This window comes from Pseudomonas sp. V88_4, from assembly GCF_029967985.1.
Classification (GTDB): Bacteria; Pseudomonadota; Gammaproteobacteria; order Pseudomonadales; family Pseudomonadaceae; genus Aquipseudomonas; species Aquipseudomonas glycinae.
In genome coordinates this window covers 292,767-306,662 of sequence record NZ_JASCAF010000001.1, presented here as the reverse complement: position 1 = coordinate 306,662, position 13,896 = coordinate 292,767, and the positions used below count along the sequence as shown (strand labels likewise).

At 61.4% G+C, this 13,896-nt stretch carries 10 protein-coding genes; 1 reads left to right on the top strand and 9 read right to left on the bottom strand.

Annotation, left to right across the window (positions count from 1 at the left end):
* The first annotated feature begins 1 nt into the window (after nucleotide 1).
* Entirely contained in the window at nucleotides 2-229 is a 228-nt protein-coding gene (locus QLG12_RS01370) for a hypothetical protein (RefSeq protein WP_236193576.1), read from the top strand.
* 72 nt (nucleotides 230-301) lie between these two features.
* Here QLG12_RS01370 and QLG12_RS01365 read toward each other — a convergent pair whose 3' ends face one another.
* The 9 genes from QLG12_RS01365 to QLG12_RS01325 form a co-directional block, all read right to left on the bottom strand.
* Entirely contained in the window at nucleotides 302-3,331 is a 3,030-nt protein-coding gene (locus tag QLG12_RS01365; protein WP_282473757.1) for a multidrug efflux RND transporter permease subunit, read from the bottom strand.
* Between the two features lie 13 nt (nucleotides 3,332-3,344).
* Nucleotides 3,345-4,493, bottom strand: coding sequence for an efflux RND transporter periplasmic adaptor subunit (locus tag QLG12_RS01360; protein ID WP_197868538.1), 1,149 nt, complete (start codon nucleotides 4,491-4,493; stop codon nucleotides 3,345-3,347).
* Nucleotides 4,494-4,640: 147 nt separating this feature from the next.
* Nucleotides 4,641-5,741: a DUF1513 domain-containing protein gene (locus tag QLG12_RS01355; protein ID WP_197868539.1), complete on the bottom strand. Its 1,101-nt coding sequence runs from the start codon at nucleotides 5,739-5,741 to the stop codon at nucleotides 4,641-4,643.
* Nucleotides 5,742-5,755: 14 nt separating this feature from the next.
* Nucleotides 5,756-6,820, bottom strand: a complete 1,065-nt coding sequence (locus tag QLG12_RS01350; RefSeq protein WP_197868540.1) for an imelysin family protein — start codon at nucleotides 6,818-6,820, stop codon at nucleotides 5,756-5,758.
* A gap of 26 nt (nucleotides 6,821-6,846) precedes the next feature.
* A complete protein-coding gene (locus QLG12_RS01345) occupies nucleotides 6,847-8,274 on the bottom strand; it encodes a di-heme oxidoredictase family protein (RefSeq protein WP_282473756.1) in 1,428 nt (475 codons plus the stop codon).
* Between the two features lie 293 nt (nucleotides 8,275-8,567).
* Nucleotides 8,568-9,914, bottom strand: a complete 1,347-nt coding sequence (locus tag QLG12_RS01340; RefSeq protein ID WP_282473755.1) for an imelysin family protein — start codon at nucleotides 9,912-9,914, stop codon at nucleotides 8,568-8,570.
* Nucleotides 9,915-10,110: 196 nt separating this feature from the next.
* Nucleotides 10,111-12,162: a bifunctional diguanylate cyclase/phosphodiesterase gene (locus QLG12_RS01335; protein ID WP_064383811.1), complete on the bottom strand. Its 2,052-nt coding sequence runs from the start codon at nucleotides 12,160-12,162 to the stop codon at nucleotides 10,111-10,113.
* Nucleotides 12,163-12,517: 355 nt separating this feature from the next.
* Nucleotides 12,518-13,114, bottom strand: coding sequence for a Fe-Mn family superoxide dismutase (locus QLG12_RS01330; RefSeq protein ID WP_003227660.1), 597 nt, complete (start codon nucleotides 13,112-13,114; stop codon nucleotides 12,518-12,520).
* Between the two features lie 176 nt (nucleotides 13,115-13,290).
* Nucleotides 13,291-13,893, bottom strand: a complete 603-nt coding sequence (locus QLG12_RS01325; protein ID WP_011335710.1) for a LysE/ArgO family amino acid transporter — start codon at nucleotides 13,891-13,893, stop codon at nucleotides 13,291-13,293.
* Nucleotides 13,894-13,896: the final 3 nt, after the last annotated feature.

Below are 13,896 nucleotides of genomic sequence, written 5' to 3'. Positions count from 1 at the left end.
GATGAAACTAGAAATTGCACGAGGTTTGTTTCTGGTAGGAGCCTTGGCAGTTGCATCATTGGCGGTGGCGGCCTGGGAACAGCCACGCATGCAGGTCATTGGCACATCAGCCAGCGACCCGCATTGCCCGATGCCACGGGTGGCGAAAGCCGCCGTGGCGACTCAGCCGGACCATGATCTGTTGCTGTTCATGTTCGGACTTTCTCAAGGGATGAGGCCGCAAAGTTGAATCGTTCGACAAGAGCCAAAGGCCTCGCCAATGCGAGGCCTTTTTTATTGCGTCATGGCTCGTGTTACTGCGTCATGCCTTGGGATCGGGTTTCGCCAGCACGGTATAAACGCACGGCAGGACAAACAGCGTAAACAGTGTCCCGATCGACATCCCCGTGGCAATCACCGTCCCGATGTCGAAGCGGCTGACCGCACCGGCGCCGGTAGCCACGATCAACGGCACCATGCCGAACACCATCGCCGCCGTGGTCATCAACACCGGGCGCAGACGAATCGCCGCCGCTTCCTCCACCGCCTCCCGAGGCGTGAGGCCCTTCTCCTTGCGCAACTGGTTGGCGAACTCGACGATCAGGATCCCGTGTTTGCTGATCAGCCCGATCAGTGTCACCAGCCCGACCTGGGTGTAGATGTTCATGCTCGACCAGCCGAGGAACAGCGGAATCAGCGCCCCGCAGATCGACAGCGGCACGGTCACCAGAATCACCAATGGATCGCGGAAGCTTTCGAACTGCGCCGCCAGCACCAGGAAAATGATCGCCAGTGCTAACGCGAAAGTCACCCACAGCGCGCTGCCTTCCTGAACGAACTGCCGCGATGCGCCGCCGTAATCGAAAGCAAAACCGGCCGGGGCTTCTTCCCGGGCGATCTGCAACACGCTGTCGATGGCTTCTCCCATGCTCACCAGCGGGAACCCGGACAGCTTGGCCGCGTTGAGTTGCTGGAACTGGTTGAGCTGTCGCGGTCGTGCGCGGTCGGTCACGGTGATCAGGGTCGACAGCGGCAGCAGTTCGCCCTGGGTGTTTTTCACGTAGTAATTGTTCAGCCAGTCCGGATTATCGCGGTAGGCCCGTTCCACCTGGGCGATGACCTTGTAGCTGCGGCCTTCGATGGTGAACCGGTTGATTTCCGCCTCACCCAGCAAAGTCGCCAGCGTACCGCCCAGATCCTGCATCGATACGCCCATCTGCGCGGCCTTGGCGCGGTCGATGTCGACCACCACTTCGGGTTTGTCGAAGGCCAGGTCAAGGTCGACGAAGGCGAACTTGCCCGACTCCATGGCGCGCTTCTTGATCCGGTCGGCCACTTGCAGCAACAGCTCGTAGTCATTGGCGGTGTTGATCACGAACTCGAACGGCAGGCCTTCACCGGTGCCGGGCAGGGATGGCAGGTTGAAACCGAAGATCTGCAGGCCCGGAATGCCCTCGAGTTTGCCCTGCACCTCGGGCAGGATTTCCATTTGCGTGCGGCTGCGCTCGTTCCACGGCTTGAGCAGGAAGCCGCCGATGCCACTCTGCACGCCGTTATAGCCGTTGATCTGGAACGATGAGTAGTACTCCGGGAACTCCTTGAAGATCTTGATGAACTCGTCGGTGTAGGTGTTCAGGTAATCGAGGTTGGTCGGCTGCGGCGCGTTGGCCATCATGAAGATGATGCCCTGATCCTCGTCCGGTGCCAGTTCCGACTTGGTGAACTTGAGCAGCACCGGAATCAGGCACAGCACGATCACTGCGAACACCAGCACCACCGGCCGGGTATTGAGCGTGCCGTGCAGCATGCTTTGATAACGCCGCTTGAGGCTGTCGAAAATCCGGTCGAGGCGGTGGGCCAGGCCCGTGGGGTTTTCGTCATGGCGCAGCAGCATGGCGCACATCATCGGCGACAGGGTCAGGGCGACGACGCCGGAGATCACCACCGCCCCGGCCAGGGTCAACGCAAACTCCTTGAACAGCGCCCCGGTCAGCCCGGTCAGGAAGCCAATCGGTGCGTACACCGCTGCCAGGGTGATGGTCATCGACACCACCGGCATGGCGATTTCCTGGGCGCCTTCGAGCGCGGCCTCCAGCGGTGTCTTGCCTTCCTCGATGTGCCGGTGGATGTTTTCCACCACCACAATCGCGTCGTCCACCACCAGCCCGATGGCCAGCACCATCGCCAACAGCGTCAGCAGGTTGATCGAGTAGCCCATCATCTGCATGAAGAACATTACGCCGATCATCGACAGCGGAATGGTCACCACCGGAATCACTACCGAACGCAGGGCACCGAGAAACAGGAACACCACCACGATCACGATCAGCACCGCCTCGAACAGGGTTTTCACTACCTCGTCGATGGAGGCCTGAATGAACAGCGTGGCGTCGTAGGCGATTTCGCTCTTGAGGTTGGGCGGCAGCTGGGCTTCCAGCTCTGGCATGATCTTGCGCACTTCCTTGATCACGTCCAGCGGGTTGGCGCCGGGCGTGGCCTTGATTCCGATGTACACCGAAGGCGTTCCGCCGAACGAACTGATCGAGTTGTAGTTTTCCGCGCCCATCTCGACCCGCGCCACATCGCTGAGCAGCACCCGGCTGTCACCGCTGACCTTGAGCGGGATCTTGCCGAAGGCTTCGGCGGACTTCAGTTCGGTGTTGGCGTTGATGCTGGTGACTACGTACTCGCCTTTCACTTCGCCGGCGGCGGAGAGGAAGTTGTACTGACGCACGGCGTTGGTCACGTCGCCGGCACTGAGGCCGAAGCCGGCGAGTTTCACCGGGTCGATCCACAGGCGCATGGCGAACACCTGGTTGCCGAGAATTTCCGCCTCGGCCATGCCCGGCAGGGTCGCCAGTTTCGGCTGGATCACTCGTGACAGGTAGTCGGTGATCTGCGGGTTGTTCAACTCCTTGCTGAAGAAGCTGATGTACATCAGCGCCGAGGCATCGGCGGCTTCTTTGCTCAGCACCGGATCCTCGGCATCCTGAGGCAGCTTGTTCTTCACCTCGTTGGCCTTGGCCAGCAGTTCGGTGAACAAGCGGTCGCTGTTGGAGCCGATGCGCGCGTAGATCGAAATCACCGAGAAGTTCTGGCGACTGACTGAGGTCATGTAGTCGATGCCCTCGGCGCTGGCCAGGCTCTGTTGCATCGGCTGGGTGATGTAGCCCTGAATGGTTTCGGCGTTGGCCCCGGGGTACGCGGTGGTCACCGTGATCAGGGCGTTTTCCATTTGCGGATACTGGCGCAGCGGCAGCTTGCTCCAGGCCTGGAAGCCCAGCAGCACAATCAGCAGGCTGACCACGGTGGCGAGCACCGGGCGGCGGATGAACGGATCGGTAAAAGCCATGGGGTTTCCTTGATCAGTCGGCGCGGGGCGGACTGTTCTGCTCGCCGAGGGTCTTGTCGTCGCTGATGGCAATGTGGGCGCCGTTGTCCAATTTGATCTGGCCGGCCGTCACCACCTGTTCGCCGCTCTGCACGCCCTTGTTGATCATCACCTGGCCATCGCGGCGTTCGCCGGTCTCGACGAACCGACGCTCGGCGATCAGCACCGGTTGGCCCTTGTCGTCTTTTTCGACGGTGCCGTCTTCGGCTTTCTTCTGGGTGACCACGTACATCGAGTTGCCGTAGAGGGTGTAGGTGATCGCGCTTTCCGGGACCACGATGTGTTTCTGCGGATCCGGCAGCAGCACCTCGACACTGGTGAACATGCCCGGCAGCAGCTTGCCGTCGGGGTTGGCCAGGGTGGCACGCACCAGTATGTTGCGGGTGGTGCTTTCAACGATCGGGTTGATCGCGCTGATGGCGCCGGTGAAGTTCTGGCCGGGATACGCCGCGACCGTAATCTGTACCGGTTGCCCGATGGCCAGTTTCGGCACCGACTGTTCGGGCACGTAGAAGTCGGCGTAGAGGCTGCTCAGATCCTGCAGGGTGGCGATCTTGGTGCCGCTGGCGAGGTAGTCGCCGATGTCGACGAGGCGGATGCCGATGGTGCCGCTGAAGGGCGCGACGATGCGTTTTTTGGCCAGCGCCGCATTGAGTTGATTGACCGTGGCCTTGTTCTTTTGCAGCTGCGCCGAGAGCCGGTCGAATTCGCCTTTGGAGATGGCGCTGCTGCCGACCAGTTGGCTGCCGCGACCGTAATCCAGCTGCGCGAGGCCGAGATCGGCCTTGGCGGTTTCGAGGAAGGCGGCTTCGACGGCACTGTCCAGTTGCAGCAAGGGTTGGCCGGCCTTGACCTTTTGCCCCGATTCGAATTTCAGCTCGGTGACGGTGCCGGCGTTTTCCAGACTCAGGTCGACGCCTTGCAGCGCCTTCAGCGTGCCGACGGTGGGCAGACGCATCTGCCACGGGCGCTCGACGGCGGTGGCCACGGCGACGCTGATCGGCGGCTTCGGTTTGGAAAAGCCCTGGATCATCGTATAGATCGAGAAGGCCTTGTAACCGGCGAGAAGCAGTACGATCAGCAGTACAACACCCAACATGATCAGCATGCGGCGACGCAGCATATTTCCAGTTCCTTGGAGAAAATCAGGCGAGACAGGCGGGCACATTACCGCGAGTCCGGCAGGGATTCCAACTGCCAGTTTTTACAGGGTATGAAAGGAGACGATACAAAAAAGCGGGGCCGCCGACCGAGCGGTCGACGGCGAATTTCAGGCCATCAGATGAAGATGGTTGTCCCAGAGCCCTGCGGGCAAATCCAGCGGTTTGGCCAGCAGTTCATCCTGGCGGCAATCGTAGTAACGGCAGCGTCCCTGACCGGAGGTCACGACAAAGCCGTCCTTCACAGCACCGACCCCGGCGCAGTCGGGCAATGGCGCGTCGAGGCGCACTTCACCGCTGTCCAGATCCCAGATGAAGAAGCGGTTGCCGCGCGGTGCGGTCAGCGCCACAAGACGCAGGTCGCTGTGCACGGCGACGCTGGCGGTGTAATGCCCCATCGACTGCAACTGATGCTCCGGCACCGGGAACGCCACAAATGGCTGGCCGGGACGTTTGATCGCCAGCAGCTCCGAGCGCTCGTGGGAGGGCCCCATGAATTGCTGGCCGGCGACGATGGTGCCGTCGCTGGCGATCCCCAGATGGCGCACGCTGTTCATCTGCTGGGCGAGGGTTTCCTTGCTCAGCAGGGTGCCGTCGCGCTGCATCAGCACCAGGCTTGGTTCCATGGCGTCGAGGTTCATGTCGACCCGGCTTTCGGCCTCGGTACGGATCCCGCCATTGGCCACCACCAGGGTTTCACCGTCGGGCATCCACGACACCTGATGCGGCCCGAGACCGTGGGTGGAAAGCTCGCCGCTGTGCACCAGCCGTTCGCCTTCGAACTTGTACACCCCGAGCAGGCCACGGCCCGGATCGGTGGTGTCGTTTTCGGTGGCGTACAGGTAGTCGCCGCTGTGGTGGATCACCGCATGTCCGTAGAAATGCCGGTTCGGCTGCGAGGTCACGGTTTGCAGCAATACACCGCTGCGCAGGTCGATCAGGTAGCTCTCGGTGCCCGGCCGGCGGGCGACGAATAGCGCGATCGGCAGCGTCGGGTGATTGATGATGTCGTGGCAGCGCTGGCCGACTTCGGTGGCGAACACCTGGGTGCCGTCCAGCCGATAGCCGACGGCGTAGTGCTTGCCGTCGGTGTCGTCCCGCGCCGACAGCAGCAGCGGGCTTTGGTCCTTGCGTTTGAACAGCGTCCAGCCGCCCAGTGTCACTGCTCCCAGCAGCAAACTACCTAAAGTCAGAGCCTGGCGTCGCAGCATGGCACGTGCCCTCATCAGTCACCGTCGTTGGCGTTGAAGCCCAGTTGGATGCCCAGCGCCTTGGCCAGTTCGCCTTCATGCAGGCGATGGACGACGTTGAGGCTGTCGTAGATGTCGTTGAGTTGCTGGCGACCAGCGTCATCGTTGAGCATTTCGGTCAGCGAGCGCTGGGTGCTGTCGAACAGTTTGAGCGACGCTGCGTAGGCGGCATCGATCTTGTCCGCCAACGGCTTCTGTTCAGCCGGCAGCAGGCCACGCAGGCCTTTGTTGTCGACGCCTTCCCAGACAGTTTTCGCCGCCGCGAGGCTGGCTTCCAGCGCCTCCATGGACGACTGGCTGCGCCATGCGTCGGCCTGGAACGGTTGAGGTACGCCCTTGCTCTGACGGCCCATCGGCGTGCCGAGTTTTTTCTTCAGGGTGTCGAGAGCGGTGACCTGTACCCGCAGCAGATCGGCGATCGCTTCGTGGGAGTCGGCGTAGCGCTGGTTCGGGAATTTGCTCATCTGCGCGAGCATGCCGTCGGTGTTGTTCCAGCTGCTGAGAATCTCTTCGGCCAGTTGTTTCTGACGCTCCCCGATGGCCACCAGCAGTGGGCAGTATTTGGCTTTCTGCGCGTCGTTGGCGACGTCAGGCTTGGCGTCGAACAGGATGTACTCGTAGGCGGACAGGCCCTGAACCACGACGCTGGATTTGGCCAGGGCGGCGGCGTCGATCTGCGGCTGAGTGGTGACCAGTTGCTCGACCTGACGGCCGACCAGGTTTTTCTTGTCCGGCCAGAACTGTACCTGCCACGAACGGTTGCCCTCGGCCAGCGGGCCGATCAACAGCGGTTGCAGCTCGGCCCAGGCTTTCTGCGCATGCAGGAAGTCGGCGCGGGCGGTGTCCAGGGTCTCTTTGCCCTGGCAGTAGGCGAGGGCACTGACGGCCAGTTGCCTGTCGGCTTCGACCCAGCGGGTGTAGGTCGGCAGGATCACCGATTTGGCGATGGCCGCCGAGGTGACGGCTTGCGGATCCTGCGGCGAGCACGCGCCGAGGGCCAGTGCGGCAAGGCTGGTGAACAACAGCTTGGGACGGAACATGTCGGGCTCCCGATTCGTTCAAATGTTTAAAGTGAGTTCAAGAACGCCAGCAGCGCGGCACGCTGCTCGGCGTTGAAAGACAAAACCTGTTGCTGCGCCGCTTTCGCCTCGCCGCCATGCCAGAGCACGGCTTCGAGCAGGTTGCGGGCGCGGCCGTCATGCAGAAGCTGGGTGTGGCCGCTGACCGTCTGCGTCAGGCCGATGCCCCACAGTGGCGGGGTGCGCCAGTCGCGGCCGGAGGCCTGGAATTCAGTACGGTTGTCCGCCAGACCTTCGCCCATGTCGTGCAGCAGCAGATCGCTGTACGGGCGAATCACTTGATTGGCCAGTTCAGGTTCGGCGGCGTTGGCGGCGGTGGTGTATTTCGGGGTGTGACAGGACTGGCAGCCCGCCTGGAAAAACAGATTCTTGCCGGCCAGCACTTGCGCATCGTTGACCCCACGGCGGGCGGGAACGGCGAGGTTGCGGCTGTAGAACAGCACCAGGCGCAGGATGTTGTCGCTGACTTCAGGTTCGCCGTCCGGGCCGTTGCCGTTCGGCGCCTGTTTACAGGCGGTTTGCGCGTCGGTGCAGTCATCAAACGGTCTCAGGCTGGTGGTGAGGCCCATATCACCCGAAAACGCGTGAACATTTTGTTGATTGAGGTTCGGTTGACCGGCTTTCCAGCCAAATCGCCCCATCACGGTCTTTTGCTGCGCGTCATCCCAGACCCGGTTTGGCCGGCCGTTGATGCCATTGTTCTCTTTGGCCTGTGCGGCGGCGTTGGCGAGAATCGCTTCTTCGGGAATCGCTTCGAGCAGGCCCAGGCCGATCATCGGCGGGGCAACACGGGCCGAGAAACGAGTGTCCGGGTGCATCGGGCCGTAGCCGAGCTGGGTGATCTGCAGGGCCGGTTTGCGCAGTTCGACCTCGGTGCCGTCCTTGAAGCGGACAGGCACCGGCGTGTAATCGACCCGCACCTTGCCTTCCGGTGCGACGCCGGGGACGGCCATGTCCTGGAACTGGCCGCCGTACACCGGCTCGGGCACCACACCGACCTGCTCGATCAATTTGGCGTACTGCGGCGCATCGGGGATCGACAGACGCACCAGCATCGACACCGCGTTTGCTGCATCCGGCGTCGGCGGATGGCCGCGGCCATCCTTGATGTGACAGTTCTGGCAGGCGTTGGTGTTGAACAGCGGGCCCAGGCCATCGCGGGCCGTGGTGGTCGACGGCGCGATCACCCACGGGCTGCGAAAGAAACTGTTGCCGACACTGAAGTCAACCCGCCGCGAGGGCGGCAGATTGGCCGACGGCAGGGAAAACGCGTTCTGATCGCTCTTGCGCACGGTCGCCGCGCCGCCGGAACGGGCCTCACCCGGCTCGGCCTTGGTGAAACGCGGGGCGTCGTCGCAGGCACTCAGGCCCAGGGCCAGAAACAGTGCGGACAAGCGAAGAGGCAGCGAGGGCATCAGACATCCTGCAAGAGGGGCAAAATCAAAGGCGCAAAGTCTAACAGGGCTAGGGGGTTTGAATAAGAGGAATTATCGTTTGCTTGATTTGCGGCAGGGTTTCACTTGAGACCGAGGTGTGCCTATCGCTGGCAAGCCAGCTCCCACAGTGATTGATGGCGTACATGGATTTTGCAAACACCCGGAAACCTGTGGGAGCTGGCTTGCCAGCGATGGGGCCATCAGCAGCATCACAAAAAGCAGTGATGAAAAAGGCGACCCGAAGGTCGCCTTTCTTAACACGGACGTTGTGATCAGAACTCGTGATCGGCATTGTCCGGGTTCAGGTCGCTGATGCCCAGTTTGCCGGCAGCGGCTTCGATCGAACCGGTCTGCTTGACCAGCGAAGCGATGGCATCGCGCACGATCTGGTTGCCAGCGGTGTTGCCGGCTGCGATCAACTGGTCGTAGTGCTCACCCTTGTTGGCGTGATCGACCATGACCTGGATCTTGGCTTCGGTGGCGGCCAGATCGGCTTTCAGCGCGGTGTCGGCAGCCGGGTCGACCTTGGCTACCAGCGACGACAGGCTGGCGCCGGTCAGTTTGGTGCCGTCGACACGGGTGTACTCGCCCAGGTAAACATTACGAATGCCCTTGGCATCGTAGAAGTGAGAGTTGTGGGTGTTGTCGCTGAAGCAATCCTGTTCGTCTTCCGGGGAATTCGCTTCCAGGGACACCTTCATGCGCTCGCCGGCCAGTTCGCCCAGGGACAGGCTGCCCATGCCGAACAGCATTTTGCGCAGGCCGCTTTCAGCCGGTTCGGCTTCCAGGGTGGCGCGGTAGTTGTCGGCCACGTTCGGCTTCCAGTTGGCGACCATTTCTTCCAGATCGCTGACCAGCAGCTGGGTCACGGCTTTCAGGTAGGCACGACGACGATCGTTGTGACCGCCGGTGGCGCCTTTGCCTTCCAGATAGTCCGAAGCCGGACGGTTGCCGGCGCCCGGGCCGGTGCCGTTCAGATCCTGGCCCCAGAGCAGGAATTCGATGGCATGGTAGCCGGTGGCAACGTTGGCTTCGGAACCGCCCAACTCGTTCAGGCTGGCGAGTTTTTCCGGGGTGATGTCCTTGACGTCGACCTTGTCTTCGCCGACCTGTACTTCGGTGTTGGCGATGATGTTGGCGGTGGCGCCTGGATTGCCCAGTGCGTGTTCGTAGGACTTGTCGACGTAGTCGATCAGGCCTTCGTCCAGAGGCCAGGCGTTCACCTGACCTTCCCAGTCGTCGATGATGGTGTTGCCGAAGCGGAACACTTCGCTCTGCAGGTAAGGAACGCGGGCGGCGACCCAGGCAGCCTTGGCGGCTTTCAGGGTGTCGGCGTTCGGCTTGGCTAGGAATGCGTCGATGGCGGTTTGCAGGGTTTTCGCGGTGGATTCGGCATCGCTGTAAACGGCGAAGACCATGTCGGCATAGTGCGAAACAACGGCTTTGCCGGCGGCCTCGTCGACTTTACCGGCGGCAGCAGGCGCAGCCGGTGCAGCGGTGCTGGCAGCCGGGGTCGGCGCAGGAGCGGCGGCCTTTTCTTTGTCTTTACCTTCGCCGCAACCGGCGAGGGAAATAGCGATGGCCAGCAGACTGGCGGTAGCCAGAGGCATACGAATCATGGCGAACATCCTGCTTCGGTAATTGAGTGGACAGGCGCGGGGGTGCGCAAAAGCTGCGACATAATGCAAATCTTTCGCATTATGTGTAAAGGGTTGTAGCTGGAAATATTTCTTATTTGCGCGGGGTTTGCGCTGGATCAACAGCGTAGAGCAAGCCTGGCGGATCAAGGGGTTTGCCGGGCTTCGCAGGGAGATTTCAGAGGATGGCCGCGTTGCTGCGCTGGGCCTGCTTGAGATAGATGCTCAACTCGCGTGCCGGCAGCGGTTTGCTGTAGTGGTAGCCCTGACCTTCGTGGCAGCCTTCGGAAATGATGTAGGTTTCCTGTTCGGCGGTCTCCACGCCTTCGGCGATCACCTGCATGCCCAGGCTTTTGCCCAGTTGAATGATGGCGCGAACGATGGTCGCGTCATCGTCGTCATCCAGCAGGTCCTGGACGAAGCTCTTGTCGATCTTGATCTTGTCCAGCGGCAGGCTCTTGAGATAGCTCAGCGACGAATAGCCGGTGCCGAAGTCGTCGATAGCGATCAAGGCGCCGGAGCGGCGCAGGCTCAGCAGGTGCTGGGCGGCGGTGCTGATGTCTTCCATCAGGCCGGTTTCGGTGACTTCCAGCTCCAGGCTGCGCGGTGGCAGGCGGTACATCTGCAACAGGTTGTTGACCACGCGGGGCAGCTCGGCGTGGTGCAGTTGCACGGTGGACAGGTTGACCGCCATGCGCAGGTCGACAAAACCCTGATCGTGCCAGTCGCGCAGTTGCTTGCAGGCCTGATCCAGCACCCATTCGCCGATGGCGATGATGGTGCCGTTCTGCTCGGCCAGGGGGATGAACAGGTCTGGCGGCACCAGACCGTGTTCAGGATGCTGCCATCGGATCAGGGCTTCGACCCCGACCACACGATGATCGCGGTAGCTGATCTGCGGCTGATAGACGAGGTAGAACTGATCGCGCAACAGCGCATCGCGCAGGTCTTTTTCCAGTTCGCGACGGCGGCGCATCTCGCTGTCGACGCTGGCGATGTAGAACTGATAGCGGTTGCGCGAGCGGGTCTTGGCCAGGGTCATGGTCTGCTCGGCTTTCTGCAACAGCTTCTCGGTGCTGTCGCCATCTTCCGGGAACAGGGTGATGCCGATGGTCGCGCGCAGGCGAATCTCTTGATGATCAAGGGCGAACGGCGCTTCCAGGTCATCAAGGATACTTTGCGCCAGTTCCGCCGCTTCGTAGGGTTGCTCGATATCGGCCTGCACCAGGGCGAACTGGTCGCCGCCAAGACGGGCGAGGGCGCCGAGGCGACCGCTGTGGGCGCGTAGCCGGTCTGCCAGGGCGAGCAATAACTGGTCGCCGGTCTGGTAGCTGAATTGTTCGTTGATGCCTTTGAAATCGTCCAGACCTACGCAAAGCACGGCGACCCTGCGTTGCAGCTTGCCGGCATCCACCAGAATCTTGTCCAGTTGCTGCTGCAATTGCTGACGGTTCGGCAGGCCGGTGAGGAAATCGTACTGGGCCATGCGCAGCAGGCTGTTTTCCGCTTCGTGGCGCAGGTGGGTATTGCGTTCGATGGATTCGAGCAACTGGTTGGCGGTGTTGATCCAGATCCCCAGTTCGTTTTTCTCGTGGCCCTTGAGTTGCGGAATCTTGTGTTCGCTGGGGCGGTCGGGGTTGATCTCGGTGAGGTGTTCGATGATCCGCGACAGCGGTTTGGTCAGCAGCCAGTGATAGACCAGATACAGCACCAGGCCCATGGCCAGGGCGCGCAACACGCCTGAAATGAAGATGATCACCGAACTGACGATGAAGCCCTGACCGTAGGTGGCCGTGTCGAGGGTGATGCTGAGGTCGCCGTAATATTCGCTGTAGGGCCCGCGTCCCACCAGTTGGGTGGTGAACGTGCGCTCCTGGCCGAGGATCAGGTCGGTCAGCCAGCGGCTGTTGGATTGCTGCAGCTCACGGGATTTTTGCGCGAGCATGGCTTCGTTGGGATGACCGATGGAGGCCTGGCGCACGGCGTCATCCTGGAACAGGCCTTCGATCACCTGCATGCCCATCTCCCGGTCCAGGCTGTAGACGGCCTGGGTGGAGGGATCGCGGAACATGTCGAGGATGCGTTCGGCATCGCCGGCGACGGCCTGGCGTGTTTTATAGGCATCGAACACGATCTGCGCGCAGCTCAAGACCACGCCGACGATCAATGCCGACAGGAGCACGACCCGGAGCAACTTCACCGACAAGCTGTTCTTGAGTTCCAGCTTCAAAGGGTTATTCCTTGTTCCGTGCGGGTAGCGTCAAGTTGCCCTGAGTATTGGCAATCCCGTGTTGGCAGTCAAAGGGACAATCGAGCCGCAGAATATTTGTCCGTGGCCTTGGCCGAAATGCTGCTGTCTGGAGTCTTTGCCCTGGTTGTACTGTGTCGGTAGTTTCGGTCTCCAACTTGAGGGGTGTCGGACATTTTTTCCTTTTTTTGATGTTAGTCCGCCGTGGCTTGGGAGCAAGGGGAGAAGGGCCGTATCAGATGTGGGAAAAGGCCATGTTTGCGATGCAACGCACCCACGATGATTTTTGCAGGTATAAAAAAACCCGGCAAAGCCGGGTTTTTGTCTGGCGTGCAGCTTAAGCGGTGAAGGTCTTGCCTTCGAACTGCTCGGCCACGAACTTCCAGTTGACCAGGTTCCAGAACGCCTCGACGTACTTCGGACGCAGGTTACGGTAGTCGATGTAGTAAGCGTGTTCCCAGACGTCGCAGGTCAGCAGCGGGGTGTCGCCGCTGGTCAGCGGGTTGCCGGCGCCGATGGTGCTGGCCAGAGCCAGGGAACCGTCAGCCTTTTTCACCAGCCAGCCCCAGCCGGAACCGAAGGTGCCGATCGAGGTTTTGCTGAACTCTTCCTTGAACTTGTCGAACGAACCGAAAGCCGCGTTGATGGCTTCAGCCAGTGCGCCGGTTGGTTGACCGCCGGCGTTTGGCGCCAGGCAGTTCCAGTAGAAGGTGTGGTTCCAGACCTGAGCGGCGTTGTTGAAGATGCCGCCCGAGGAAGTCTTGACGATTTCTTCCAGGGTCTTGCCTTCGAACTCGGTGCCTGGCACCAGGTTGTTCAGGTTCACGACATAGGTGTTGTGGTGCTTGTCGTGGTGGAATTCCAGGGTTTCCTTGGAAATGTGCGGCTGCAGGGCATCGTGTGCGTAAGGCAGCGGCGGCAATTCGAAAGCCATGATGATTCTCCTAATCAGGTCTGTTGCGGTGAGCGCAAGGCCGATCACGGGCGGCCAGAAATGCACCGGCGAGTTTTTACTCTTTGCGGCGCAGGGTTCGGATCATAGCACCGGGGGTGCGGCTTAACCACGCAACAACTGTGTGGGATAGAGGTTCCAGAGCTGTTTGGAATAAATCATGAAGCCAATATCAATTGCCCTGCCACCGTGAACATCATCACCGCCACCAACAGATCCAGAATCCGCCAGGTACTCGGCCGTGCCAGCCAAGGGGCGAGCCATGCCGCGCCGAACGCCAGGGTGAAGAACCACAGCAGCGAAGCGCTCGCCGCGCCGACGACGTAAGCGCCGGGTACCGACTGTTGCGCACCGAGGGAGCCGATCAGCAAAACGGTGTCGAGATAGACGTGCGGGTTGAGCAGGGTCACCGCCAGAGCGCTGAGCATCACCGCCCGCAGCGAACGTACGGTCTGGTTTTCACCCTGTTGCAGGCTCTGTTTCGAACAGGCCCGGCGCAGCGCCTGGCTGCCGTACCAGATCAGGAACACCGCGCCGCCCCAGCGGGCAACCGCCAGCAAGGTCGGGTTCTGCGCCAGCACCGTGGCCAGACCGAACACACCGGCCGCCACCAGCAGCGCATCGCAGGCGACGCACAGTGCAGCGACCGGCAGGTGATGTTCACGCCGCAGGCTCTGGGCCAGGACAAAGGCATTCTGCGTACCGATCGCCATGATCAGCCCGAACGCCACCAGCAAACCGTTGGTATAGCTTTGCCACATGAC